22 protein-coding genes and 1 pseudogene are annotated in these 24,925 nt (G+C 73.2%); 11 read left to right on the top strand and 12 right to left on the bottom strand.

The features are described 5' to 3' along the window. The first annotated feature begins 216 nt into the window (after positions 1-216). Entirely contained in the window at positions 217-2,076 is a 1,860-nt protein-coding gene (locus tag BLW47_RS10045; RefSeq protein WP_175543574.1) for a putative bifunctional diguanylate cyclase/phosphodiesterase, read from the top strand. A gap of 53 nt (positions 2,077-2,129) precedes the next feature. On the opposite strand, the gene BLW47_RS10040 is transcribed toward BLW47_RS10045, so the two are convergent. Genes BLW47_RS10040 through aceB form a run of 5 tightly spaced genes read right to left on the bottom strand, consistent with a single transcriptional unit; the run spans position 2,130 to position 9,654 of the window. Beyond that, positions 2,130-3,968, bottom strand: a complete 1,839-nt coding sequence (locus BLW47_RS10040) for an L-lactate permease (protein ID WP_091554869.1) — start codon at positions 3,966-3,968, stop codon at positions 2,130-2,132. Positions 3,969-3,973: 5 nt separating this feature from the next. Continuing rightward, the gene (locus BLW47_RS10035) at positions 3,974-5,305 is read right to left on the bottom strand and encodes a (Fe-S)-binding protein (protein ID WP_245736569.1); all 1,332 of its coding nucleotides are present in this window, start codon (positions 5,303-5,305) and stop codon (positions 3,974-3,976) included. A gap of 1 nt (position 5,306) precedes the next feature. Further along, a complete protein-coding gene (locus tag BLW47_RS10030; protein ID WP_091554865.1) occupies positions 5,307-6,581 on the bottom strand; it encodes an FAD-binding oxidoreductase in 1,275 nt (424 codons plus the stop codon). Between the two features lie 2 nt (positions 6,582-6,583). Then, positions 6,584-8,050 (bottom strand): FAD-linked oxidase C-terminal domain-containing protein, encoded by a 1,467-nt coding sequence (locus BLW47_RS10025; RefSeq protein ID WP_091554863.1) that lies wholly within the window; start codon positions 8,048-8,050, stop codon positions 6,584-6,586. A 20-nt stretch (positions 8,051-8,070) separates the two neighbouring features. Next, a complete protein-coding gene (aceB, locus tag BLW47_RS10020; protein ID WP_091554861.1) occupies positions 8,071-9,654 on the bottom strand; it encodes a malate synthase A in 1,584 nt (527 codons plus the stop codon). Between the two features lie 278 nt (positions 9,655-9,932). On the opposite strand from aceB, the gene BLW47_RS10015 reads away from it, so the two are divergent. Beyond that, positions 9,933-10,427, top strand: coding sequence for a DUF6328 family protein (locus BLW47_RS10015; protein ID WP_091554860.1), 495 nt, complete (start codon positions 9,933-9,935; stop codon positions 10,425-10,427). Between the two features lie 13 nt (positions 10,428-10,440). Here BLW47_RS10015 and BLW47_RS10010 read toward each other — a convergent pair whose 3' ends face one another. Together BLW47_RS10010 and BLW47_RS10005 are read right to left on the bottom strand one after the other, a co-directional pair. Continuing rightward, positions 10,441-11,226, bottom strand: a complete 786-nt coding sequence (locus tag BLW47_RS10010) for a methyltransferase domain-containing protein (protein ID WP_139307216.1) — start codon at positions 11,224-11,226, stop codon at positions 10,441-10,443. A 19-nt stretch (positions 11,227-11,245) separates the two neighbouring features. Beyond that, entirely contained in the window at positions 11,246-12,424 is a 1,179-nt protein-coding gene (locus BLW47_RS10005; protein WP_091554856.1) for a tetratricopeptide repeat protein, read from the bottom strand. A gap of 133 nt (positions 12,425-12,557) precedes the next feature. Here BLW47_RS10005 and BLW47_RS10000 point away from each other — a divergent pair, with 133 nt between their 5' ends. From BLW47_RS10000 to BLW47_RS09985, 4 genes are all read left to right on the top strand, one after another. Further along, the gene (locus BLW47_RS10000; protein WP_091554854.1) at positions 12,558-13,988 is read left to right on the top strand and encodes a sigma 54-interacting transcriptional regulator; all 1,431 of its coding nucleotides are present in this window, start codon (positions 12,558-12,560) and stop codon (positions 13,986-13,988) included. Positions 13,989-13,991: 3 nt separating this feature from the next. Then, complete coding sequence (locus BLW47_RS09995) at positions 13,992-15,941, top strand: vWA domain-containing protein (RefSeq protein ID WP_091554852.1); 1,950 nt, start codon at positions 13,992-13,994, stop codon at positions 15,939-15,941. Positions 15,942-15,981: 40 nt separating this feature from the next. Continuing rightward, positions 15,982-16,443 (top strand): hypothetical protein, encoded by a 462-nt coding sequence (locus BLW47_RS09990; protein WP_091554850.1) that lies wholly within the window; start codon positions 15,982-15,984, stop codon positions 16,441-16,443. A gap of 103 nt (positions 16,444-16,546) precedes the next feature. Beyond that, a complete protein-coding gene (locus BLW47_RS09985) occupies positions 16,547-18,088 on the top strand; it encodes a PQQ-dependent sugar dehydrogenase (protein WP_091554848.1) in 1,542 nt (513 codons plus the stop codon). Here BLW47_RS09985 and BLW47_RS09980 read toward each other — a convergent pair. Beyond that, entirely contained in the window at positions 18,066-19,088 is a 1,023-nt protein-coding gene (locus BLW47_RS09980; protein ID WP_091554846.1) for a GlxA family transcriptional regulator, read from the bottom strand. The genes BLW47_RS09985 and BLW47_RS09980 overlap by 23 nt on opposite strands. Before the next feature lie 53 nt (positions 19,089-19,141). Here BLW47_RS09980 and BLW47_RS09975 point away from each other — a divergent pair, with 53 nt between their 5' ends. Continuing rightward, entirely contained in the window at positions 19,142-20,443 is a 1,302-nt protein-coding gene (locus tag BLW47_RS09975) for an MFS transporter (RefSeq protein WP_091554844.1), read from the top strand. Between the two features lie 46 nt (positions 20,444-20,489). Here the strand turns inward: BLW47_RS09975 and BLW47_RS09970 are convergent, their stop codons facing one another. Both BLW47_RS09970 and BLW47_RS09965 read right to left on the bottom strand, forming a co-directional pair. Further along, complete coding sequence (locus BLW47_RS09970) at positions 20,490-21,026, bottom strand: GNAT family N-acetyltransferase (protein WP_091554841.1); 537 nt, start codon at positions 21,024-21,026, stop codon at positions 20,490-20,492. Between the two features lie 4 nt (positions 21,027-21,030). Next, on the bottom strand, positions 21,031-21,447 hold the full coding sequence (locus BLW47_RS09965; RefSeq protein WP_091554839.1) for a hypothetical protein: 417 nt from the start codon (positions 21,445-21,447) through the stop codon (positions 21,031-21,033). 317 nt (positions 21,448-21,764) lie between these two features. Between BLW47_RS09965 and BLW47_RS09960 the strand changes: the two genes are divergently transcribed. Beyond that, entirely contained in the window at positions 21,765-22,403 is a 639-nt protein-coding gene (locus BLW47_RS09960; RefSeq protein ID WP_217634824.1) for a TetR/AcrR family transcriptional regulator C-terminal domain-containing protein, read from the top strand. 193 nt (positions 22,404-22,596) lie between these two features. On the opposite strand, the gene BLW47_RS25070 is transcribed toward BLW47_RS09960, so the two are convergent. Further along, positions 22,597-22,773, bottom strand: coding sequence for a hypothetical protein (locus BLW47_RS25070; RefSeq protein ID WP_175543573.1), 177 nt, complete (start codon positions 22,771-22,773; stop codon positions 22,597-22,599). A 292-nt stretch (positions 22,774-23,065) separates the two neighbouring features. On the opposite strand from BLW47_RS25070, the gene BLW47_RS24665 reads away from it, so the two are divergent. After that, complete coding sequence (locus BLW47_RS24665) at positions 23,066-23,389, top strand: hypothetical protein (RefSeq protein WP_139307213.1); 324 nt, start codon at positions 23,066-23,068, stop codon at positions 23,387-23,389. A 13-nt stretch (positions 23,390-23,402) separates the two neighbouring features. Here the strand turns inward: BLW47_RS24665 and BLW47_RS09955 are convergent. After that, positions 23,403-23,815, bottom strand: a pseudogene (locus tag BLW47_RS09955) (transposase family protein); the annotation flags it as partial. A gap of 357 nt (positions 23,816-24,172) precedes the next feature. On the opposite strand from BLW47_RS09955, the gene BLW47_RS09950 reads away from it, so the two are divergent. After that, positions 24,173-24,574: a hypothetical protein gene (locus BLW47_RS09950; RefSeq protein ID WP_139307212.1), complete on the top strand. Its 402-nt coding sequence runs from the start codon at positions 24,173-24,175 to the stop codon at positions 24,572-24,574. 256 nt (positions 24,575-24,830) lie between these two features. Next, a complete protein-coding gene (locus BLW47_RS26035; protein ID WP_425435388.1) occupies positions 24,831-24,908 on the top strand; it encodes a putative leader peptide in 78 nt (25 codons plus the stop codon). Positions 24,909-24,925 lie beyond the last annotated feature (17 nt).

The raw sequence follows: 24,925 nt of genomic DNA, 5'->3' as shown, positions 1-24,925 counted from the left end.
CGGACGCCGGTGCGGGTGGGCCCGGCGCAGAACGCTGACACCGTCCGATCGGCCGGACGTGCCGCGAGTTGAGGAAGATGTGACGCTCAACCCGATGCGGCGCCCGGCGGCCGATCCCGGCCCGACATTCCTCAGTTCGTTCTGGTCGTCGCCGAACAGGCGAGGGTGACGACACTGATGGGCGCGGTCCGCGCGGCAGTTCCGCGGGGACGACCGTTGTCGCCCGTCGAGTGGAGGAATCGCCACCGGTTCATCTGGTGGCTGATCGCGCTGCACGCGGCAGGGCTGTTCGGGTACGGGCTGGCGCGTGGCATTCCCCCGTTGCACGCCGCCGAACACGTGACGCCGCTCGTGCTGAGCCTGCTGGGCGCGGGATATCCCCGGCTGGGTCGCCGGCTGCGGTCGGCGGTCGCCACCCTCGGGCTGGTCGGTTCCACGGCGGTCGTGATCCATGTCGCCGACGGGATGCCGGAGGCGCACCTGCACTTCTTCGTCACGCTACTCGTGATCATGTTCTATCAGGACTGGCTGGCGTACCTCGTCGCCGCCGCCGTGGTGGTGGTCGAACACATCGTGATCGACCCGATCGCGCCGCACGCGATCTACACGCACCCGGACGGCACGCAGCCACCGCACGCCTGGGCGGCCCTGCACCTGATGTTCCTGGGCGCGGCCTCGGCCGCCGTGCTGGTGCACTGGCGGGTGACCGAGCGTGCCCAGGACGCGCGCGACCGGGCGGTCGCCGAGCTGGAGTACCGGACAAGCCACGACGCGCTGACCGGGACGCTCAACCGGGCCGAGTTCGAGCGCCGGGTGGCCACCGCGCTGGTGGCGACCGGGCGGGACCGTGAGCCGTACGCGGTCTGCGCCGCGAACCTCGACCGTTTCCGGATCGTCACCGAGACCTGCGGCCAGGCCGCCGGTGACGAGCTGCTGCGTCAGGTCGCGGCGGCGCTGCGCGAGCTGGACCCGCACGCGGACCTCGCGCGGCTCGGCGGGGATCGGTTCGCGGTGTTGTTGCCCGGGCACACCCTCGCCGACGCGGTGGCGTACGCCGAACGGCTCCGCTGCCGCCTCGCGCAGCGCGGCTTCGGCAACGCCGATCGCGCCTTCGAGGTCACCGCGAGCATCGGCGTCGTGCCGGTCACCTCGCTGGCGTTGGCGCCGCAGGAGGTGATCGGGGCGGCCGAGGCGGCCTGCTACGCGGCGAAGGACAAGGGGCGCAACCGCGTCGAGGTCTACGAGCCCGACGACGCGGCGCTGGCCCGGCACCGCAACGCGGTGGAGTGGGCGGCGCGGGTGATGGCGGCGCTGCGCGAGGACCGGCTGGAGCTGTACTTCCAGCCGATCGTCCCGGTGAGCGGGCACGCGCACGGGCGCTTCGGGGAGCTGCTGCTGCGGCTGCGCGACACCGACGGCACGATGGTCGCCCCGGGCGCGTTCCTGCCGGCGGCCGAGCGGTACGACCTGCTGCCGGCGCTCGACCGCTGGGTGGTGGGCGCCACCTTCGCCGCTCTCGCCCGGCACTACGCCGGCCGGCCGGCCGACGGCGACCGCTACTCCATCAACCTCTCCGGACCGTCCGTCGGGGACCCGCGCTTCCTGGAGTACATCCGCGCGCAGCTGGCCGAGACCGGTGTCCGGCCCGATCTCGTCTGCTTCGAGATCACCGAGACCGTGGCGATCACCGATCTGACCGCGGCCGCCGACTTCATCAGCACGCTGCGCGGGCTGGGCTTCCACTTCGCGCTGGACGACTTCGGCGCCGGGCTGTCGTCGTTCGCGTACCTCAAGTGTCTGCCGGTGGACTACCTGAAGATCGACGGCAACTTCGTCCGCGGCATCACCCGCGACCCCGTCGACCGGCTGATGGTGGAGTCCGTCAACGGCATCGGCCACCGGCTGGGGCTGCGCACGATCGCCGAGTTCGTCGAGGACGACGAGATCCTGGGCTGTGTGCGCGCCGCCGGCGTCGACTTCGCGCAGGGGTACGGCATCGCCCGGCCCGGCCCGTTCCAGCGCTGGCTGGAGCGCAGCGTCTGGCCGTGCCCGACCACGGCCAACGCCGCGGGCTGAGCCCGGCGGTGATCGGCGCGGCGTGCCGCGCCGGTCACGGGGGGCGCGGCGCCTCAGGGCACCATCCAGCCGAGCACCGGTGAGGCCTGCAGCGCCACCAGCACGCACATGAACAGCAGCAGCGCCAGGCTCCACCCCAGCACCTTGCGGAAGATCTCGCCCTCCCGGCCGGCCATGCCGACCGCCGCGGCGGCGATCGCCAGGTTCTGCGGGCTGATCATCTTGCCCATCACGCCGCCGGAGGAGTTGGCCGCGGCGAGCAGCAGCGGATCGAGCCCGGCCCGCGCCGCCGTCTGCACCTGCAACGCCCCGAAGAGCGCGTTGGCCGAGGTGTCGGAGCCGGTCACCGCGACGCCGATCCAGCCGAGGATCGCGGAGAGGAAGACGAAGCCGCCGCCGGCCTGGGCTAGGAACGTGCCCAGGGTCTGGGTCTGCCCGGACTGGTTGAGCACGTACGCCAATGCCAGCACCGCCATCACCGTGACGATCGCGTTGCGCAGCTCGACGTAGGTCGCCAGGTAGGCGCGGAGCGCCCGGCCGGCGGAGACGCGCAGCACGACGGCGGTGAGCAGCCCGGCGAAGATCATCAGGGTGCCGGCGGCGGGCAGCCAGTTCAAGGTGAACGTCATCGACGACAGCGGTTCGCCGGCGGCGTTGACGACGTCCAGGCCGGGCCAGGGGAACTTCACCGTCCACGGCTCGCCGGCCAGCGCGTCCTTGACCGGTCCGAGGTTCGCGATCGAGAAGATCGCAATGATGATCAGGTACGGCGCGTACGCGCGCGCCACCTCCGCCGGCCGGTCCCGCCCGACCGTGGCGGGCGGACCGGCGGTGTCGCGTACCCCGGGGCCGGCGCCGGCCGGGACCGCGCCGCCCGGGTCGGCTGCGTCCGGCCCGTCGGTCGCGGTCGCGCCGCCGCCCGCCGCGACCGGGCTGCGCGCCGCGACGTCCCGGTCGCCGCGCCGGGCCGCCGGCACCACCGCCCCGCGGTCCGCCGCCCCCGCCGGGCCGTCCGCCGCCTCCGGTGATGCCTGCAGCTCCGGCGACTCCGCCGGACGCCAGATCCGGACCAGCGCCACGACCGCGCCGGCCGAGACCAGCGCCGCGACGATGTCGGTCAGCGGAACCGAGATGTAGTTCGCGGCGACGAACTGCGCGATCCCGAACGAGAGCCCGGCGACCAGCGCGGCCGGCCAGGTCTGCCGGACCCCGCGCCGGCCGTCGACCACGGCCACGAGCACCAGCGGCACCACGACGGCGAGGATCGGGGTCTGCCGCCCGACCATCGCGCCGAGCGTCTCGACGGTGAGCCGCGCGTCGTCGTTGGCGCCGCTGGTCACGGTGGCGAGCGTGACGATCGGGGTGGCGAGCGCGCCGTACGCGACCGGCGCGGTGTTGGCGATCAGCGACACCGCGGCGGCGTGGATCGGCCGGAAGCCGAGCGCCATCAGCATGACGACCGTGATCGCGACCGGTGTGCCGAAGCCCGCCAGCGCCTCCAGCAGCGCGCCGAAGCAGAACGCGATGATGATCGCCTGGATCCGCATGTCCGGGCTGACCCGCTCGAAGGAGCGCCGCAGCACGTCGAAGTGGCCGCTCGCGACGGTGAGGTTGTAGACCCAGATCGCGTTGATGACGATCCACAGGATCGGGAAGAACCCGAACGCCGCGCCCTCGGTCGCGGAGAGCAGCGCCTGGCCGGCCGGCATCGCGTAGATGGCGACCGCCACCGCGAGCGCGACGGCGAGCGAGATGAGGCCGGCGAGCCAGGCCCGCATCCGCAGCACGCCGAGCAGGACGAAGAGCGTGAGCAGGGGGAGGGCGGCGAAGATCGCGGAGAGCGCGACGGAGCCGCCGACGGGGTCGGTGATGATCGTGTACTGCTCCAGCATGGGGGTCACCTCGAACCGGTGGGGGACGGACGGGAGGCGGTGCGGAGGAGCTGTTCGACATCGAGGCCGCGGATCGACGCGTCGAGGAGCTGGGCGGTGTGCGCCAGCGCGATGGTGGCGCCGATCCGCTGCACGGCGGCGGCGATCTGCATCATGCAGCCGGGGTTGGCGGTGACGAGCAGTTCGGCGCCGGTGGCGAGCACATCGCGGGCCTTGCGCTCGCCGAGTTCGGCCGCCGGTTCGGGGTTGAGCACGTTCCAGACGCCGGCGGAGCCGCAGCACAGCTCCGGGTCGGCGATCTCGCGCAGGGTCAGGCCGGGGATGGCGGCGAGCAGCGCGCGCGGCTGGGCGCGGACGCCCTGGGCGTGCGCCAGGTGGCAGGCGTCCTGGTAGGCGACGGTCACCGGCAGCGGGTGCCGGGGCGCCACCGGACCGAGCTCGACGAGCAGCTCGGACAGGTCCCGCACCCGCGCCGCGAACGCCGCGGCCCGTCCGGCGTACACCGGGTCGTCGGCGAGCAGCTCCCCGTACTCCTTCAGCGCCGAGCCGCAGCCGGCCGCGTTGACCACGAAGTGGTCGAGTCCGGCGCCCTCGAACGTGTCGATCAGCGCCCGCGCGAACCGCCGCGCCTCGGCATCGCGTCCGTTGTGGACGCTCAACGCCCCGCAGCAGCCCTGCCGCTCCGGCAGGATCAGCACCTCGCACCCCTCGGCGGCGAGCACCCGGGCGGTCGCGGCGTTGACGTCGGGGAAGAACGCCCGCTGCACGCAGCCGGTGAGCATCCCGACCAGGGCCCGCCGGGTCCCGACGGCCGGCAGCCGCCGGGGCAGCCGTTCCGGGCGGGTCAGCCGGGGCGCCAGCGACTCCAGCGCCGCGAGGCTCGGCGCGAGCCGGGGGAGCAGCTTGGTGCGGGCCACCAGCCGGCGCAGCCCGCTCGCCCGGTACGCCCGCAGCGGCCCGCGCAGCAGCCGCAGCCGGCGGGGGTACGGGAAGAGGCCGAAGATCGCCGCGCGGAGCAGCCGTTCGCGCCGGGTGCGGGGGTGTCGGCGTTCGACCTGTTGGCGGGTGTCGGTGATGAGACGGTCGTACCGCACCCCGGACGGGCAGGCGGTGACGCAGGCCATGCAGCCGAGGCAGCGGTCGAAGTGCTGCGCCATCGAGTCCGACAGCGGCTCGCCGTCGAGTCCCTGCCGCATCAGGTGGATCCGCCCGCGCGGCGAGTCCATCTCCTCGCCCCACAGCACGTACGTGGGACAGGTGGGCAGGCAGAACCCACAGTGGACGCAGTCGGCGACCAGGTCGGGCCGGGGCGGGTGGTGGTCGTCGAAGGCGTTCACCTCAGATCCCTCCCACGAAGCGTCCGGGCGCGAACCGCGCGTCGGGATCGAACTGCCGCTTCACCCGGCGCATCAGCTCCAGCCCCTCGACCGGGCCCCACAGGTCGACGCGCTCCCGCACCGCCGCCGGCGCGGTCAGCACCACCGCGTGCCCGCCGGCCGCGCCCGCGGCGGCCCGCAGCGCGTCGACCACGACCGCCACCGTCTCCGCCCGCGTCGTGCCGGGCAGGCCCGCGTAGAGCACGCCGGTGCCGGCCGAGCCGCGCAGCGCCAACGGCACGCCGTGCTGCCGGCGCGCCGTCAGCGCCGCGGTGAGCAGCGCCGGAACCCCGGAGAGCGCGGCGGTCAGCTTCATCCCCACGTCGCCCGGCCCCCACGGGTACGCCGACCACCAGCCCGGCGGCGCGTCCGAGATCGCCGCGTCCCCGCCGAGCAGCCGGGTGGTCCGCACCGCGCGCCCCGCCACACCGTTGGCGGTCCCTTCGAGCAGCACCACCACCGCGAGCCCGCCCTCGGCCGGGGCGTCGATCTCCAGCGCGCTCGGCACCACCTGCCCGGCGAGCACGCCGGCGACGAGCCGGGCGGCGTCGGCCGGGTCGGCGGCGCGCCGCGACACGTACGCGCTGGCGGCGGGGCAGGGGTGCAGCCGGAACGCGGCCTCGGTGACCAGGCCGAGCGTGCCGTACGAGCCGGTGATCAGCTTGCCGAGGTCGTAGCCGGCGACGTTCTTCACCACCTTGCCGCCGGCGTGCGCCACCGCCCCGTCGGGCCGGACCACCGTGACGCCGATCAGCAGGTCGCGGACGGTGCCGTAGAGCATCCGGCGCGGCCCGCTGGTGCTCACCGCGACCGTGCCGCCGACGGTCGCGCCGGACAGCGGCGCGTCCAGCGCGAGCTGCTGGCCGGCGGGGGCCAGCAGCTCCGCCAACTCGGTCAGCCGGGTGCCGGCGCGCACCACCGCGATCAGGTCCCCGGCGGCGTGCTCGACCACCCCGGTCAGTCGGCGGGTGCTCAGCAGCAGGTCGCAGCGGCGGGGCGGGGCGGCCCAGTCCTGCTTCGTGAGCCCGCCGCCGACCACCACCGCGAGGTCGTGGGCGGCGGCGGCGCGCAGCACCGCGGCGGCCTCGGCGGTGGAGCCGGGCGCCGCCATGTACCGGGGTCGTACGCCCGGCAGGATCGGCTCGTCGTCGGCCAGCCACACCCCGTCGGTGTGGTTGCTGCGGCCGCTGGCCTCGTGCGACGCCGCACGCAGCGCGGCGAGAACGGCGTCCGGCATGGTCAGAACACCTCCGCCAGCCCCGCCGCCTGCGCGGGGTGCACCCCGGTGCGCCGGCCCGGCACCTCCCCGCAGAGCCGCGGCGTCGGGAAGACCTTGCCGGGGTTGGCGAGCCCGCGCGGGTCGAACGCGCAGCGCAGCAGCTGCATCGTGTCCAGGTCGTCGTCGGTGAACATCCGCGGCATGTAGCGGGCCTTGTCCATCCCGACGCCGTGCTCGCCGGTGATCGAGCCGCCGAGCGCGACGCAGAGCTCCAGGATCGCCCCGGAGACCTCCTCGGCCCGTTCGGCCTGCCCCTCGACCGCGTCGTCGAAGAGCACCAGCGGATGCAGGTTGCCGTCGCCGGCGTGGAAGACGTTGGCGACCCGGATGCCGCGCTCGCGGGAGAGCTGATCGATCCGGCGCAGCACCTCGGGCAGCGCGGTACGGGGGATCACCCCGTCCTGGACGATGTAGTCGGGGCTGATCCGACCGACCGCGGCGAACGCCGACTTGCGGCCCTTCCAGAACAGCAGCCGCTCGGTCTCGTCGGCCGCGATCCGGATCTCGAAGGCGCCGTGCTCCCGGCAGAGCCGTTCGACCTGCGCGAACTGCGCCTCGACCTCGGACGCCGGGCCGTCCAGCTCGACGATCAGCACCGCCCCGGCGCCCGCCGGGTACCCGCAGTGCACCGCCGCCTCGGCCGCCTCGATCGCCAGCGCGTCCATCATCTCGACCGCCGCCGGGATGACCCCGGCGCCGATGATCGCCGAGGTGGCCGCGCCCGCGGCGTCGGTGCCGCGAAACGCCGCCAGCAGGGTGCGCACCGTCTCCGGCAGTCGGACCAGCCGGACGGTGACCTCGGTCGCGATCCCGAGCGTCCCCTCCGAACCGACGAACGCGCCGACCAGGTCGTAGCCGGGCGCGTCCGGGGCGCGCCCGCCGAGCCGGACCAGGTCGCCGTCCGGGGTGACCACCTGCAGGCCGGTCACGTGGTTGGTGGTGAAGCCGTACTTGAGGCAGTGCGCGCCGCCGGAGTTCTCCGCGACGTTGCCGCCGATCGAGCAGATCTGCTGGCTGGACGGGTCGGGGGCGTAGTAGTAGCCGTACGGGGCGGCGGCCCGGGTCACGTGCAGGTTGATCACACCCGGCTCGACCACGGCCCGCTCGTCCTGCGGGGCGATCTCCTTGATCGTGCGCAGCTGCGAGGTCACGATCAGCACCCCGTCGGCGTGCGGCAGCGCCCCGCCGGAGAGCCCGGTTCCCGAGCCGCGCGCCACGAACGGCACGTCGGCCGCGGCGCACGCCCGCACCACCGCCGCGCACTGCTCCGCCGTCCGGGGCAGCGCCACCAGCGCCGGGACGACCCGGTACTGCGCGAGCCCGTCGCACTCGTACGTCCGCAGCTCCTGCCGGTCGCTGATCACCTGCTCGTCGCCGAGCGCCGCCCGCAGCGTCGCGGCCAGGGTCCCGATCTCCCGCGTGGTCATCGCCGGCCTCCGTTTCGTGATCAGGCCATCCGTTCGTAGGCGGGCAGGGTCAGGAAGTCGACGAAGTCGTCCGCGACCGCGACCTCCATGAACAGCGCGCGGGCCTCGGCGTACCGGGCGGGATCGGGGCCGAGCCGCGCGATCTCCTCGTCGGCGATCCGCTCGACCAGCTCGCGGGTGACCTTGTCGCCGGTGTCGTCGAGGACCACGTCGTTGTGCAGCCACTGCCACACCTGCGACCGCGAGATCTCGGCGGTTGCCGCGTCCTCCATCAGGTTGAAGACCGCTACGGCGCCGGAGCCGCGCAGCCAGCTCGCCAGGTACTGGATGCCGACGCTGACCGCGTTGCGCAGCCCTGCCTCAGTCGTCCGGCCGGGGGTGTCGGCGACCGCGAGCAGTTGCGCGGCGGTGACCCGCACCTCGTCGCGGGTGCGGTCGAGCTGGTGCGGGCGCTCGCCGAGCACGGCGTCGAAGACCTCCCGGCAGACCGGCACCAGGTCGGGGTGGGCCACCCAGGAGCCGTCGAAGCCGTCGGTCGCCTCCCGGCGCTTGTCGTCGCGGACCTTCGCGATGGCCGCCTCGTTGACCTCGGGGTCGCGCCGACTGGGGATGAACGCGGCCATGCCGCCGATCGCGTGCGCGCCGCGCTTGTGGCAGGTCCGCACCAGCAGTTCGGTGTACGCGCGCATGAACGGCGCGGTCATCGTCACGGCGTTGCGGTCGGGGAGCAGGAAGTCCCGCCCACGGGTGCGGAACTTCTTGATGACGCTGAACATGAAGTCCCAGCGTCCGGCGTTCAGCCCGGCCGAGTGCGCGCGCAGCTCGTAGAGGATCTCCTCCATCTCGAACGCCGCCGGGAACGTCTCGATCAGCACGGTGGCGCGGATCGTGCCGAGCGGCAGACCGAGCCGCTGCTGGGCCAGCACGAACACGTCGTTCCACAGCCGCGCCTCCAGGTGGCTCTCCAGCTTCGGCAGGTAGAAGTACGGGCCGCTGCCGCGCGCGAGCTGCGCCTTCGCGCAGTGGAAGAAGTAGAGGCCGAAGTCGACGAGGCTGCCGGAGCTGCGCTCGCCGTCGACCAGGATGTGCTTCTCGGTCAGGTGCCAGCCGCGCGGCCGCACCACGATCGTCGGCAGCTCGCCGTCGTTCAGCCGGTAGCGCCTGCCCTCGGGCGAGGTGAACTCCAGCGTGCGCGCGACCGCGTCCCGGAGGTTGAGCTGCCCTTCGATCACGTTCTCCCAGCGTGGGGTGTTCGCGTCCTCGTGGTCGGCGAGCCACACCTTCGCGCCGGAGTTGAGCGCGTTGATCGTCATCTTCGCGTCGGTCGGCCCGGTGATCTCGACCCGGCGGTCGACCAGCCCCGGCGCCGGGTCGGCCACCCGCCACTCGCCGTCGCGGATGTTCCGGGTCCCCGGCAGGAAGTCCAGGAGGCCCCCGCCGGCCAGCGCGGCCCCCCGCTCGGCCCGCCCGACCAGCAGGGCCCGACGCCGCTGCTCGAACGTCCGGTGCAGCTCGGCGAGGAACGCGAGCGCGTCCGGGGTGAGGATCTCGTCGTACCGGTCGTGCAGCGGGCCGATGATCTCGACTCCGGCGGGGTTGCTCATGCGCGGCCATCCTTTCCGCGGCGGGAGGCGGCATCGCGGCCGGACCCTCGGTACGACGGCGGTAAATGCATCGATGTGTGCTGGTTGCGAATCTATCGCCGGCATCGATGAACGCGACGGGTCGGGCCGGGCGGACGCGGCCGGCGGCCGGGGCGCTGAGCCGAGCGGTCGTTCACGGTCGCCGGCCGGTTTCCGGCCGGTCACCGCGGGTAGACCGTCCCCCACGGGGCAGCACCCGCCTCCGGTCACGGGGCGCGCTCGGCGAGGGGTTGACCGCGATGACGCGGGAGACGAAGAAGCAACGGTGGCAACGCAACTTCTACGACCTGCTGCACGAGTTGCGGGTCGCGCAGAACGGCGTGCAGATCCTCTTCGCGTTCCTGCTGAGCCTGCCGTTCACCACCGGCTTCCCCAGGCTGAGCGGGTTCCAGCGCGGCTGCTACTTCGTGGCGCTGCTGGCGTCGGCGGCCGCGGTCGCGCTGCTGATCTCGCCGGTCGCCTTCCACCGGGCGGTGTTCCGCAGCGGGCGCAAGCCCGAGCTCGCCCGGTACGCCCACCGGATGGCGGCCGGCGGGATGGCCGCGCTGCTGATCGCGATGGTGGCGGCGGTGCTGCTCGTCACCGACTTCATCCTCCCCGGGCGCGTCGCGTTCGTGCTCACGGCCGTCACCGCGCTCTGGTTCCTTCTCCTCTGGGTGGTGCTGCCGCTCGCCCGCCGGTACGGCGCCGAGACCGAGGAGGACGCGCAGGACACGGACGACCCGGCGTACTGACGCGCCGGCCGCGTCAGGGGTGTGCCGGCGCCGGTTGGCGCATCCGTTCGACCGTGGTGTCGAGCACCGTCTCGGCGACCTCGTGGGCGCGGCGGGGCGAGGCGATCAACCAGAATTCGTGGTCGGCCGCGCAGCGCGTCGGATCCGTACGGGTCCAGACCTGCAGGCCGCGTGCCTCGAAGGCCCGGCGCAGCCGCTGCCGTGATTCGGCGGACCGGCGGTAGACATTGGCGAGAATGAAGCCGTTCGCGCCGATCAGCCGCACCATGGACTCGATGTGCTCCGGCGGCATCCGGAAATGGAAGACGAAGACGCTCACGATCGCGTCGAACGCCATCCCGGCGAGCATCGTGGGGGCGTCCTGGGCGGGCAGGCAGGCGACGCCGTGCCGGAGGTTGTCCGCGATCACCTCCGGGTCGATGTCCACGCCGACGAAATGGTCGCGGTGTTCCAGCAGCCCGCGCATCGGGTGGTAGCCGCAGCCCCAGTCGAGCACCGAGCGCGCGCCGACCCGGGTCACGGCCGCGGCCATCGCGCTCTTGACGCGGTGGTTCGTCGCGTACTGGGCGGACTGGTCGCCGAGCATCAGTTGCCGGCGGAGCTTGTTGACCTCGCGGATCTGGCGGGTGTTGAGATCCTCGGTGGTCAGGGGGAGCAGGATCACGTCCATGAACCGGACCGGTTCCCGGCCGCCGCGACGAAGTTCGGGGGCGGGCGACGACTCGCACAGGCGTACCCCGTGCAGGCCGAGGGTGGAGGCCGCAACGCGTCGAAGGAGACCGCCGAAACCCAGACCCACCAACCTGTCCTAGTGTCCGTTACCCCTGGTGGTTGCTCAGCCAGTGCTCCTCGATCCGCGCGACGTAGCGCTCCCGGTGCTCCTCGCGACCGAGGGAGCGTAGCAAGAAGTCCATGTGATCACAGATCTCCCGCGCCCGTCGGGTAGACGGGCAAGTCTCGTACAGAATGTCAGCGAACCTGTCGGCCTCCGCGTAGGAGCCGCGCATCAGCAGGTCGGCCCAGCGGATCAGGGCCGCCCACATCGGCTTGATGCTGGCCCGTCCGTGCCCGGTCTCCAGCCGCTTTATCGCCTCGGCCGAGCGGTCCCGCGCGTGCGGCAGCGCCTGCGCCTGGGCGGCGAGCAGCGCCAGGTAGAACGGCGTGACGACCTGTTCCCCGTCGAGCTGGTTCGCCTGCTGGTGCGCCTCGCGCGCGCCCGCGAAGTCCCCGTTGTCGCGCAGGATCAGCCCCAGGCAGTTCCAGGTGCCGGCCTCGGCCGGGTTGTGCTGGATGGCCCGGCGCGCGTGCGCCAGCGCCAGGTCGGGGTCGGAGTAGCGGTGCAGCAGCGCGAGCGCCCGCTCGCCCGCGTGGGTGGGCAGGTGGTATTCCAGCGCCGTCTTCAGCTCCTCGGCGGCCGCGGCGTCCTCGCCGAGGTTGGTCAGGGAGCGGCCGAGTCGGTAGCGCACCCGCGGGTTCTTCGGGTCCAGCTCGATCGCCCGGCGCAGGTACTCCACGGAGGTCGCGTAGTTGCCCTCCCGGTACGCCGCCTCGCCCTGATTGAACAGGTACGAGACCTCGACCTGGGTGGTGAGCCGCTGGTCGAAGTCGCTGAGCCGGGACTGCATGTCGTCGATGAGCAGGTGCACCTGCTCGGACTGCTCGTCCGCGCGGGCGACCGCGGTCTGCACCCGGCCGATCAACGTGTTCGCCTGCTCGGAGAGGATCTCCGCGCCGTGGATCGCGCGGTCGGCCTGGGCCACGATCTCCTGGGCCACGGTCTGCTGCTTGTCGAGTTCGCGCCGGGCGCGCTCGCCGGTCTGCCGGATCGAGCGCAGCTCGCGGATGCCGACGAAGCCCGCGACCACGAACAGCACGGTGAGGATCGCGACCAGCAGCGCGAAGGCCGCGAGAATCACCCCGGACCAGGTGATGACGAGGTTGGCAATCTGGGCGGGATCGTCGCCGGGGGCGGCGGTGGGGATGGGGGAGGGGGGCATGATTCAGTATCGCCTACTCTCCGCACTAATGGTGCTACTAACAGTGTCGATGATCGATGGCAAAAACGGCGTTTTTAACGACCAATCGGGCGGATCGGATGGCGATCCGCGGCGGGCGCGCTAGCGTCGACGGGTGACCGCAACCGCCGAACCGGCGCTCCCCACCCCGCCCGCCGACCTGCCCCGTACCGTCGGCGAGCTGCGGGCGACCGGCCATCGCTATCGAACGGTGAAGCAGGAGCTGCGCGAGAACCTGCTCGCCCGGATGCGGGAGGGCGCCGACCGCTTTCCCGGCATCGTCGGCTACCAGGACACCGTACTGCCGGAGGTGGAGCGCGCGCTGCTCGCCGGCCACGACATGGTGCTGCTCGGCGAGCGCGGGCAGGGCAAGACGCGCCTGATCCGGTCGCTGGTGTCGCTTTTGGACGAATGGACCCCGGTGATCGCCGGCTCCGAGCTCAACGAGCACCCGCTGCACCCGGTCTCGCCGGCGATGCGCGCGCTCGCCGCCGAGTCGGGCGACGGCCTGCCGGTCGCCTGGTTGCACCGCTCCATGCGGTACGGCGAGAAGCTCGCCACCCCGGACACGAGCGTCGGCGACCTGATCGGCGACGTCGACCCGATCCGGGTCGCGCAGGGGCGCACCCTCGGCGACCCCGAGACCATCCACTTCGGACTCGTGCCCCGTACCAACCGCGGCATCTTCGCGGTCAACGAGCTGCCCGACCTCGCCGAGCGGATCCAGGTCGCGCTGCTGAACGTGCTGGAGGAGCGCGACATCCAGGTGCGCGGCTACCAGCTCCGGCTGCCGCTGGACCTGCTGCTGGTCGCCAGCGCCAACCCGGAGGACTACACCAACCGCGGGCGCATCATCACCCCCCTCAAGGACCGCTTCGGCGCGGAGATCCGCACCCACTACCCGGTCGACCTGGAGCTGGAGACCGCGCTGGTCCGCCAGGAGGCCGCGCTGGTCGCCGCGGTCCCCGAGCACGTGCTGGAGGTCGTCGCCCGGTTCGCCCGCGCCGTGCGCGAGTCGCCGTCGGTCGATGCCCGCTCCGGGGTCTCGGCGCGGTTCGCGATCGCCGCCGCCGAGACCGTCGCCGCCGCCGCCCTGCGCCGCGCCGGGCTGCTCGGCGAGGGCGAGCCGGTGGCCCGGGTCGGCGACACGGTCTCGGTGGTGAGCACGCTGCGCGGCAAGGTGGAGTTCGAAAGCGGCGAGGAGGGGCGGGAGATCGAGCTCCTCGCGCACCTGTTGCGGACCGCGACCGCCGAGACGTTCCGCGACCGCCTCGCCGGGCTCGACCTCTCCGGCTTCACCGCGCTCGTCGCCGACGACGCCGTCATCGAGACCGGCGAGCTGGTCGCCGCCGAGGAGCTGCTGCGGCAGGTCGGCACGGTCCCCGGCCTGGCGAAGGTGCTCGACCGGCTCGGCCTGGGCGACGCGCCCACCCCCGGCGAGGCCGCCGCCGCGATCGAGTTCGTCCTCGAAGGGCTGCACCTGACCCGGCGGCTCGGCAAGGACCTCACCGACGGCGGGCGCACCCGCTACGGCGGGCGGGACTGAGCCGTGCCGGGCAACCGCTACCGGTACGGGGCGTGGCGCGGCGGACCCGACCCGCTCGCCCCGCCGTACGATGTGCGCGCCGCCGTCGACGCCGTCGGCGCCGAGGTGCTCGCCGGCGGCAGCCTGCGCGAGGCGCTGCGGGACCTGCTGCGCCGAGGCCCGCAGGGCGGCCGGGGCCTCGACGAGCTGGCCGCCCGGGCCCGGCGGCTGCGCCGGGAGGCGCTGCGCCGCGGCGAGCTCGACGGCGCGGTGACCCGCGCCCGGGCGCTTCTCGACCAGGCGCTCGCCGCCGAGCGCGACGAGCTGGGCCGGCGCGACGACGAGGCCGCCCGCTTCGCCGAGACCGTGCTGGACAACCTGCCCCGCTCCACCGCGCGCGCCGTGGCCGAGCTGGCCGGGTACGACTGGGCCAGCGACGACGCGCGCCGGTCGTACCAGCAGATCGTCGAGGGGCTGCGCCGCGACGTGCTGGAGCAGCGGTTCGCCGGGCTGCGCGACGCGCTGCGCGAGCAGGACCCGGCGGCGCGGCAGCGGACCGCGGAGATGCTGCGCGACCTCAACGACCTGCTCGCCCGGCACGCCCGCGCCGAGGACACCACCGACGCGTTCGCCGAGTTCATGCGCCGGCACGGCGAGTTCTTCCCGGAGAAGCCCGGCTCCGTCGACGAGCTGGTCGACACGCTCGCCCGGCGCGCCGCCGCCGGTGAGCGGCTGCTGCGCTCCCTGTCGCCGCAGCAGCGCGACGAGCTGTCCCGGCTGATGGCGCACTCCCTCGGCGACCTCGCGCCGGAGCTGGCCGCGCTCACCGACAACCTGCGGGCACTCCGCCCCGACCTGCGCTGGGGGCGCGGCGCGCAGGTACGCGGCCGCGACGGGCTCGGGTACGGCGACGCGGCCGCCGCGCTGGAGGAGATCGGCGAGCTCGACGACCTGCTCGACCAGCTCGGCCAGGAGCACCCGGGCGCCACCCTCGACGACGTCGACGTGGAGGCGGTGTCGCGGCAGCTCGGCCGGGACGCCGCCGACGACGTACGACGGCTGCAGGAGCTGGAGCGCGAGCTGCGCCGGCAGGGCTGGGTGAGCCGCGACGCCGAGGGGCTGACGCTGAGCCCGAAGGCGCTGCGGCGGCTGGGCGCGACCGCGCTGCGCGCGGTCTTCGCCGAGCTGGCCGGCAGGCCGCGCGGTCAGCACGACCTGCGCTCGGCCGGCGCCGCCGGCGAGCTGACCGGGGCGTCGCGGCCCTGGGAGTACGGCGATGAGCAGCCGCTCGACGTGGTGCGCACGATCGGCAACGCGGTGCGCCGCGCGGGCCCGGCGACCCCGGTGCGGCTCGCCGTCGAGGACTTCGAGGTGGTGGAGACCGAGCGGCGCGCCTCGGCGGCGGTGGCGCTCTGCGTCGACCTGTCGTACTCGATGATCGCCGACGGGCGGTGGGGGCCGATGAAGCAGACCGCGCTCGCGCTGTCGCATCTGGTCGCGACCCGGTTCCCGCAGGACGCGCTGCAGATCATCGGCTTCGGGCGGCGCGCGCTGCCGCTCTCGCAGACCGAGCTCGCCGCCGTCGGGCCGGAGCTGATCCAGGGCACCAACCTGCAACACGCGCTGCGGCTCGCCGGTCGGCACCTGCGCCGGCATGCGGGGGCCGAGCCGGTCGTCCTGGTCGTCACCGACGGCGAGCCCACCGCGCACCTGGAGGCCGACGGGGAGGCGGTGTTCTGCTGGCCGCCGCTGCCCGAGACGGTGCGCGCGACCGTGCACGAGGTCGATCAACTGACCCGCGCCGGGGCGACGCTGAACGTGTTCATGCTCGGCGAGGACCCCGGCCTGCGCCGCTTCGTCGACGCGGTCGCGCGGCGCAGCGGCGGCCGGGTCTTCACCCCCGACGCCGACGAACTCGGCCGCTACGTCGTCGCCGACTACCTCCACGCGCGCCGCGGCCGCCGGGCCCGCTGATCAGGCTCGGCGCACCGCGCCGGCCGCCTAGAGTGGCGGCATGGAGGCGGCCGAGCTGCGCCGGGCGTACGACGCCCTGCTCGCCGAGATCGAGGCCGGCGGCTTCGCGCCCCCGCCGCCGGGCCAGTGGCGCGCCGAGCAGGTGGCCGCGCACGTGGTGGCCAACGACGAGCTGCTGCTGCGGACCACCGAGGCGGTGCTGGCCGGCTCGCCCTGGGTCTACTACAACCACAACGAGCTGCACAATCCGCAGCTCGACGCGATCATCGCCGAATGCGGCGGACTGCCCGGGCTGGCGGACCGGCTGCGCGAGAGCAGCGAGCGGGTGTCCGGGGTGATCGGGCGGCTCGGCGTGCACGGCGAGACGCTGGTCCACACGCTGATCCGCGACGGCTTCGCGCTCCGCGTCGACGAGCCGCTGCCCTGGGGGCGGGTGCTCGACCTGCACGGACGCCTGCATCTGCCGACCCATACCGACCAGCTCCGCGCGCTGCGGGCCTGAATCTTCCGCCGCTCCCTCCACTGGGAGCGTTCCCAGAATCTGGGCCGGCGGTTGGCGGGACCGTGTGCGGGCACTACCTTCCGTCGAAACGATGGGAGTCGATATGCGGCGAACTTTCGGACGGCTGGGCGTCACCGCTGCGGTGGCGCTCCTCGCCCCACTCGTGCTCTCCGCCGCGCCCGCCGCCCGCGGCGCCGCCCCCGCCGCCCCCGCCGCGGCGGTGCCGCTCGACCAGCTCACCGTCACCACCACCCAGGTCGCCTCCGGGCTGCGCCGTCCCACCGCGATCGTCGCGCCCGACGACGGCAGCCGCCGGTTGCTGATCACCGAGAAGGCCGGCACCGTGCGCACGTACCACCCGGAGAGCGGGCTGGCCGCCGACACGTTGCTGGACCTCACCGACCGGGTCGACACGTCCGGCAACGAGCGCGGCCTGCTCGGCATCGCGACCTCGCCGCGCTTCGCGCAGACCCGCGCCCTGTACGTGGCCTACACCGCGCTGCCCGACGGCCGGGTGACACTGTCCCGCTTCCGGCTGGACCGGGCGGACCAGACGCCGGTGCCGCCGGCGCGCGAGGAGATCCTGCTGACCCAGCCGCACGCCGAGTACCCCAACCACAACGGCGGGCAGCTCGCGTTCGGCCCGGACGGCTACCTCTACTGGAGCCTCGGCGACGGCGGCGGCGCCGACGACGTGCTGAACACCGGCCAGAACCTCGGCACGCTGCTCGGCAAGATCCTGCGGCTGGACGTCGGCTGCGCGGGCCGCCCCTACTGCGTCCCCGCCGACAACCCCTTCGTCGGCACCGCCGGTGCCCGCCCGGAGATCTGGGCGTACGGGCTGCGCAACCCGTGGAAGTTCTCGTTCGACCCGCAGGACGGCTCGCTCTGGATCGCCGACGTCGGCCAGGGGACGTACGAGGAGGTGGACCACCTGGCCCGCGGGCGCGCCGGCGCCAACCTGGGCTGGTCCTGCCGGGAGGGTCCGCAGGTCTTCAACCCCGACCGCTGCGTGCCCGGCGCGCAGTACGTCGAGGCCGTCTTCTCCTACCGGACCTCGACCGACGGGTGCGCGGTGATCGGCGGGCACGTCTACCGCGGCCGGCAGTTCGCCGACCTCGCCGCCGGCACATACCTGGCCACCGACTACTGCTCCGGCACCGCCTTCGCGATCCGGCCGGCCTCCGGCGGCGGCTACGCGACGCGGCCGCTCGGCGAGCTGACCATCCAGCCGACGACGCTCGGGGTCGACGCCGACGGCGAGTTCTATCTCGCCAACGACCTGCCCGGCCAGCTGCACCGGATCTCATTCGGCACGACCGCCCCGGCCGCGACCTGCGCGGTGACGTACAAGGTGGACAGCCAGTGGGGGACCGGTTTCACCGCGACGGTGACCGTGACCAACACCGGCAGCCAGCCGGTCAACGGCTGGACGGTGGGCTGGACGTTCCCGGGCCCCCAGCGCGCATCGAACTGGTGGAACGCGGTCGGTAGCCAGCAGGGCGCGGCGGTGACCGCCCGCAACGCCAACTGGAACGCGACGATCGCGCCGGGCGGGTCGGTCAGTTTCGGCTTCCTGGGTACGCCGGGCGGCGCCCAGCCCGCCCCCACCACGTTCACGCTCAACGGCGCCGCATGCCGCTGAGCCTCTCCGAGGGGACGGCTGGGCGGCGGAACGTGCGGCGGTAGGTGGCCGGGGCGACGCCGAGCGCGGCCTGAAACTGCTGGCGTAGGGCCGCGGCGGTGCCGAAGCCGGCCTGCCGCGCCACCCGGTCGACGCCGAGGTCGGTGGTCTCCAGCAGCAGCCGGGCGTGCTCGGTGCGCTGCCGGAGCAGCCACCGGGCGGGGCTGAGCCCGGTCTCGTCGCGGAACCGGCGGGTGAAGGTGCGCACGCTCATGCTTGCGTGCTGCGCCATCGCGCGCAGCGTCAGCGGCTCGTCGAGCCGGCGCAGCATCCACTGCCGGGTGGCCGCCGTGGACGCCTCCGCGGGTTCCGGCAGCGGCCGTTCGATGTACTGCGCCTGGCCGCCGTCCCGCCACGGCGGCACGACGCAGCGCCGCGCCGCCCGGTTGGCCACCTCGCTGCCGTGATCCCGCCGCACCACGTGCAGGCAGAGGTCGATTCCGGCCGCCACCCCGGCCGAGGTGAGCACCTCGCCGTCGTCGACGAAGAGCACGTCGGGGTCGAGCCGCACCCGCGGGTGGAGCCGGCGGAACCCGTCCGCGTACCACCAGTGGGTGGTCGCGGGTCGGTCGTCGAGCAGGCCGGCGGCGGCCAGCACGAAGGCGCCGGTGCAGATCGACATGACGCGGGCGCCGCGGCGGTGCGCGGCGCGTAGTGCCGCCGTCACCGCGGGGTCGACGGCGCCGTCGCTGAGCGCCGGACCGTGTTGCACGCCGGGGACGATCACCGTGTCGGCGGTGGCGGTCGCCGCCAGTCCGGCGTCGGGCAGCACCCGGAAGCCGGCGGTGCTGCGCACCGGCGTGCCATCCGCTGTGCAGGTGGTGACGGTGTAGAGCGGCCGACCGGCCGCGTCCCGGGCGGCCCCGAAGACCTGCGCGGGGGTGCCGAGGTCGAGCGCCACCACGCTGTCGAGCGCCAGGACGGCGATTGCGTGACCGGACATGGCCCGATTCTTGCGCATCCTGGCCGGCGGGCCACTCCCCGAACGGGCCAACTTTGATCAACACTGGCCGGGTGAGTCGTACCCGTCTGCATCCGGCCTGGATCGTCGCCGCCGTCGCGTTCGTCGCGTTGGTCGGCGCCGCCGGCTTCCGCGCCACTCCCGCCGTGCTGATCCACCCGTTGCACGCCGAGTTCCGCTGGCCGCTCGGCACGATCTCCGCCGCCGTCTCGGTCAACCTCGTGCTGTTCGGACTGACCGCGCCGTTCGCCGCCGCCCTGATGGAGCGGTTCGGGGTGCGCCGGGTGGTGGCCGCGGCGCTGCTGGTGGTCGCCGCCGGCAGCGCGCTGACCGTCTTCATGACCGCCAGCTGGCAGCTGATCCTCTGCTGGGGCGTGCTCGTCGGGCTCGGCACCGGCTCGATGGCGCTCTCCTTCGTCGCCACCGTGACCGGGCGGTGGTTCGTGCGCCGGCGCGGGCTGGTCACCGGGGTGCTCACCGCCGGCAGCGCCGCGGGCCAACTGGTGTTCCTGCCGGTGCTGGCCACGGTCACCGGCGAGCACGGCTGGCGTACCGCCGCGCTGATCGTCGCCGGGGCGGCGCTGGCGGTCGTACCGCTGATCTGGTTCCTGCTGCGCGACCACCCGGCGGAGCTCGGCGTGACCGCGTACGGCGCGACCGAGCCCGCGCCGCCGACGCCGCACGACGGGCGGGGCGCGGCGGCGCGCGCGCTCGGCGGGCTGGCCGCGGCGGCGCGGACCCGACCGTTCTGGCTGCTCGCCGGCGGCTTCGCGATCTGCGGCGCGACCACCAACGGGCTGGTCGGCACGCACTTCATCCCCGCCGCGCACGACCACGGCATGCCGCAGACCACCGCGGCGGGGCTGCTCGCCCTGGTCGGGCTCTTCGACATCGTCGGCACGATCGCGTCCGGGTGGCTCACCGACCGGGTCGACAGTCGGCTGCTCCTGGGTGCCTACTACGCGCTGCGCGGCGCGTCGCTGCTCGTGCTGCCGAGCCTCTTCGCGGCGACCGCCGAGCCCAACATGCTGGTCTTCATCGTCTTCTACGGGCTCGACTGGGTGGCCACCGTGCCGCCGACGGTCGCGCTCTGCCGGGAGTACTTCGGCGACAACGGGCCGGTGGTGTTCGGCTGGGTCTTCGCCTCGCACCAGATCGGCGCGGCGGTCGCGGCGACCGGCGCCGGCGTGATCCGGGACCAGCTCGGCACCTATGCGCTGGCCTGGTACGTGGCCGGCGCGCTGTCGATCGGCGCGGCCGTGCTGTCGCTGCTGCTGCGCCGCGACCGCGGGCCGGTGTCGGCGCCGGTGCCCGAGCCGGCGCTGGCCGGCGGCTGGCGACTGCGCGAGCCCTGAGCTGGGGCGTGATCTCGGCGTCCCTGCCGGCTATCGACGCCGGACGCTAGCGTGGCCCTGGGCCATCCGCCGTCGCGTCGGTGAGGTCGCGCTGAAGCAGCAGCGTGTCGATCCAGCGTCCGTGCTTGAAGCCGACCGCGGTGAGCCGGCCGGCGTCGACGAACCCGAGCCGCCGGTGCAGCGTGAGCGAGCCGGGATCCCCGCTGTCCGTGATCACCGCGATCACCTGCCGGGCGCCGGCCGCCCCGCAGCGGTCCAGCAGCGCGGCCAGCAGGGCGCGCCCCAGCCCCTTGCCGGTGTGGCCGGGGGCCAGGTAGATGCTGTCCTCGACGGTGTGCCGGTACGCGGGCTTCGGTCGCCACGGCGCGGCGTAGGCGTAGCCGGCGACCTCCCCGTCGTCGGCGATGAGCAGGGGCAGGCCGCGCGCGGCGAGGTCGGCCGCCTTGCGTTCCCAGTCCGCGACGGTCGGGGCGACCTCGTCGAACGTGGCGATGCTGGTCTCGACGTAGTGCGCGTAGATGGCGGCGATCGCGGCCAGGTCGCCGGGGGTGGCCGGGCGCACCGGGCCGTCGTCGAGAGCCATCGTGCTACTCCGTCGGGGTGCTGGTGGTCGTGCTCGGGGCCGGGGTCGGCGGCTGCCAACCGGCCGCCACGCAGGCGTCAATCATGTCGAAGAGCAGCTGCTCCCAGCCCGGCGGGGCGATCGGCGTCTCGGTCGGGGCCGCGGCGTGCAGGCGTTCGGCGTGCTCCCGGATCGTGTCGGTCTTGGCGTGCCGCCCCACCGTCCACACCGACTGGGCGACCCCGGCCGGGGGCCACCCCGTTGACGCGCCGAGCCGGTCACAGGCCCGCATCCCGTACGCGTCGCTCGCGGCCGCGGGCACGGTCTGCCAGACCGCCAGGCCGAGCGCCAGCGCGACCGCGGCGCCCAGGTAGGACACCAGGCTCATGTACGGCCACTGCCGCCGCGGCTGCCGCGCCGCGGTGCGGCGGAGCCCGCTCACGCCCGACCCTCGGCGGCGCTCGTCGTCATGCTGCGACCACGGAGAGTGACTGCATCGGGGAGGGGAACATCGATGCGGTTCATGTGATGGGGGTCTCTTTCTGGGTTATCCTGTGTGCTCGCGTCCTACAGGGGTACGCAGAACAACGTTCACCAAGCGTGGGCACACTATGGTGACCGTGGTTCACCGTCAAGGAGGTCCAGTTGTCGGCGAACCGACTGCCTGCCGTGACGATGCCATTACACAAAGCTCCTGCAGTCGGCCGTCCGGCCACTCCTGCCCGGCGATCCGGGCCGACCCGAGTCGCCGGTTTGACCATGGCGCGCATCATCGACGCGGCCGTGGAGCTCATCGACGCCGAGGGCACCGAGGCGCTGCAGATGCGGCGCCTCGCCGCCCGGCTCGGCGTTGCCCAGAGCGCCCTCTACAAGCACGTGCCGAGCAAGGACGCGCTGCTGGACGCCCTGCTCGAACGCGTGCTCGGCGACTTCGACACGAACGTCGACCCGGAGCTGCCCTGGCGCGAGCAGCTCACCGCCCTGGCCCACCGGTTCCGGGCCGCGCTGCACGCGCACTCCGGCCTTGCCGGCCTGCTCAAGACCCGTGACCCGCTCGGTCCGAACTCGACCCGCACGCTGGACGCCTGGGCCCGCGCCCTGCTCCGGGCCGGGCTGCGCGGGGCCGACGCCGGGCACGCCTGGTTCACACTGGTCCACTACGTAATCGGCTTCGAGGCGACGGCGGCGTTCGACGGGCGCAACGTGCGGCGCGCGTTCGACCCGGCGGCGCTGGCCGAGGTGCACGCCCGCTTCGACGCCCTCGATCCGGCGCGCTACCCGGGCGCGACCGCGCTCGGCCGGCACATCTGGAACCCCGCCGTCGAGGAGCGGTTCGCGTACGGGCTCGAGCTGTTGCTCGACGGACTGGCCGCGCGGATCGCGGCGGCCGGCCGGTAACGAGCCTCACTTCCGACCGGGTGAGCCGTGGGTCACCGCGGTTGACGCCGGGAACGCGCGATGGTACGCGAACGGCGGGGTGCGCATCGCCCGTCGGCGTCAGCGGGATTCGGGGGAGCGGTAGCAGTCCGAATGGATAAGCAAGGCGAGGGCGGTCGGGGGACTCGTGCTTTCCGGGCTGATCCGGTAGCCGTCAGTCGCTGCCACCAGGCGTGTACCCCCTCGGTGGAACGCCCGCGCTGGCGTTCCAGCTCTGCACGGTCAGCGGCGGCAGGCCCAGCGAGTTGAACCCGGTGCGGGCGTCCGGCACGTTCACCGTGATCGCGTTCGCGGTTCGGTCGTCGTACGCGCCGCCGCCACGGCCGACCAACCGTCCTCGGCCCGCGGCATCAGGCCCCCGTCGATTCCCGCGCCGTCCTGATTGGCTGATCGTGCGGGTGTCCGCTCGCGGCACGTTACTGCTTCTTTACCGGTCGTCACTGATGCCCGGAAACATTTGGTCCCCGGGCTGCGCAAGGTAGTCGGAATCCCGTGGGCAGTAGTTATTGCTTGGCCTTCAAGGCGGTGGGACCGGAGGCGGTGGCAGGGTTCACCGAGCTGGCTGTACTCGTAGGATGATCGGCCGGGTTGCAGCCGGGGTTCAGGGGCGATTGGAGGTCGAAATGGATGTGATGCTCAAGGTGTATGGGTCTTATGGCGAGGTGGTTAATTACGCATCGCGAAGCGATGGTGAGTACCCACGGCTCGGTGTGCTCGGAGGTCTTCTTTTTGCGGGGTATGGCGCGGCTGAGATACATCGCGCGATTCGCGTCTGGCGTCGTTTCGGGTGGAATCCGCCGGAACCTGAGGACTGGGTGCTGAGAGAAACCGGCTTTGGCCTCGGTCGCAGAAATCCAGCAGCCGGCATAGCTGTGGGCATTATCTTCACGGCGATCGGTTCGGTGGTGGCGCTTGCCTCGCTTCTTCGTGCAGCGACGATCATCTAATCAGTGAGCGTGTCTGACGTCGGGACAGTCCGGGCCGGTGTCGGCGGCGTTGGAACCGTGTGCGGATGCTGCCGCTGGCGCCTTGGTTTGCCTTGGCGGCGTAGGTCATCACGTTGGCGCTGCTCAGAGCGTTGATCAGGCCGTGGGTGCGGGCGGCGGTCGGTCGTGCCCGGCGCCGGGCAGAGTGGGCGAGGCCCAGATGAGGCGTCCCTTGCGGTCGGCGGTGACCTGCACGTTGACCCCGTGCCGCTTGTGCTTTCCGGAGTAGTACGGCTTCTGGTCCGCGACCCGGTCGATCGGGATCAGGGTGCGATCCAGGATCGCGTACGGGGGCCCGGCGACGCGCCGTATCGCTGCGGTCAGGTCGTTGGCACGCGCGGCGAGCAGGTCGACGGCTTGCCGGACGCATCGCCGGGCCGTCGTGACGCTGACCGCGAGGCCCGCAGCGGCCATGATCTTCAAGGAGGCGCTGATCTCGGTTCCCCGGCTCGACGGCCATCGGCTGGTACGGGCGTCCTCGGTTGCCATTACGGCTGGTACAAAACCCGCCGTATCCAACGCGAACTCGGTTACCTCAGCCCCACGAATACGAGACTGCCTGGCAACGCACCCACGCCGATCACCCAGACTCGACCAGCACCGCGCCGATGCCAACCGCCGCCCGGTGACCACCACTGCGTGAAAACGGGGGACCTCACACGGTGGGCCCACAGGCGGCAGCGGCGGGGCAGGGGCCCCGATCGTCGTCCGCGCCACCGGCCGTCCTCGTCTACAGTGCCTGCCATGATCGCCAACCCCGCGCTTGACCGCCACGTCACCTTTCTTCGCTGGCTGGCGGGCGGGTTTGTGATCATCTATCTCCAGCTTGGCCTGGTGGTGGTTCTGGCGATAGGGCCCACGGTGGGATGGGGGACCCCCGTCCTCGTGTTCTACCTGTGCAGCGCCATACCGGCCGCACTCATCTACGGGGCGGCCCGGCCGGTCAGCAGGCAGTTGACCCGATCGGAGGTGGGGCGGTTATATGCTGTGGCCCTGATCCGGCTGGCAGCGGCACTGCTCATCGGACAGTTGGGGATGGTGGCCACGTTCATGCTCGATGCCGGCGTTACTCCGTTCATACTCGGCGCCGCCACGGCTACAGCAGTACTGGCGATCGGGGTATGGCCACGCCGAGCTGATCGCTGACCTACTGAGCGTTTTTCATCGTGGGTTTCGGCTGGTCTGGGCGTGATGTAGCGCGACCCCGGGACGGGTGCCGGCGGACAGCGCCAGACGACACAAGGTGAGGCACCGTCCGAGATCCCGCCCGTCTCGGCACCACTCGACGCTCGGCTGACTTGTGGGACGGCAAGAAACCTGTATCTCAGGTGGTTGTTTCGGGACCGTGAACGCTTTTGGAAGACCGTTGACCGGGTGCAACGCACGCTGTCAGCATGGGCGCATGTCGCAGCGGGACGGGCTTCTCCTTACCGCTCGCGTGTACGTCGACCTGGTCCGGCACGCGAGCGCGCTCTGTTGAGCTGATCTGGCCGCGCC

The sequence above is a fragment of the Micromonospora pattaloongensis genome (genome assembly GCF_900107255.1).
GTDB lineage: Bacteria > Actinomycetota > Actinomycetes > Mycobacteriales > Micromonosporaceae > Micromonospora_I > Micromonospora_I pattaloongensis.
Note: the sequence above shows the minus strand (reverse complement) of the source record. Positions and strands in the feature narration are given on the sequence as shown.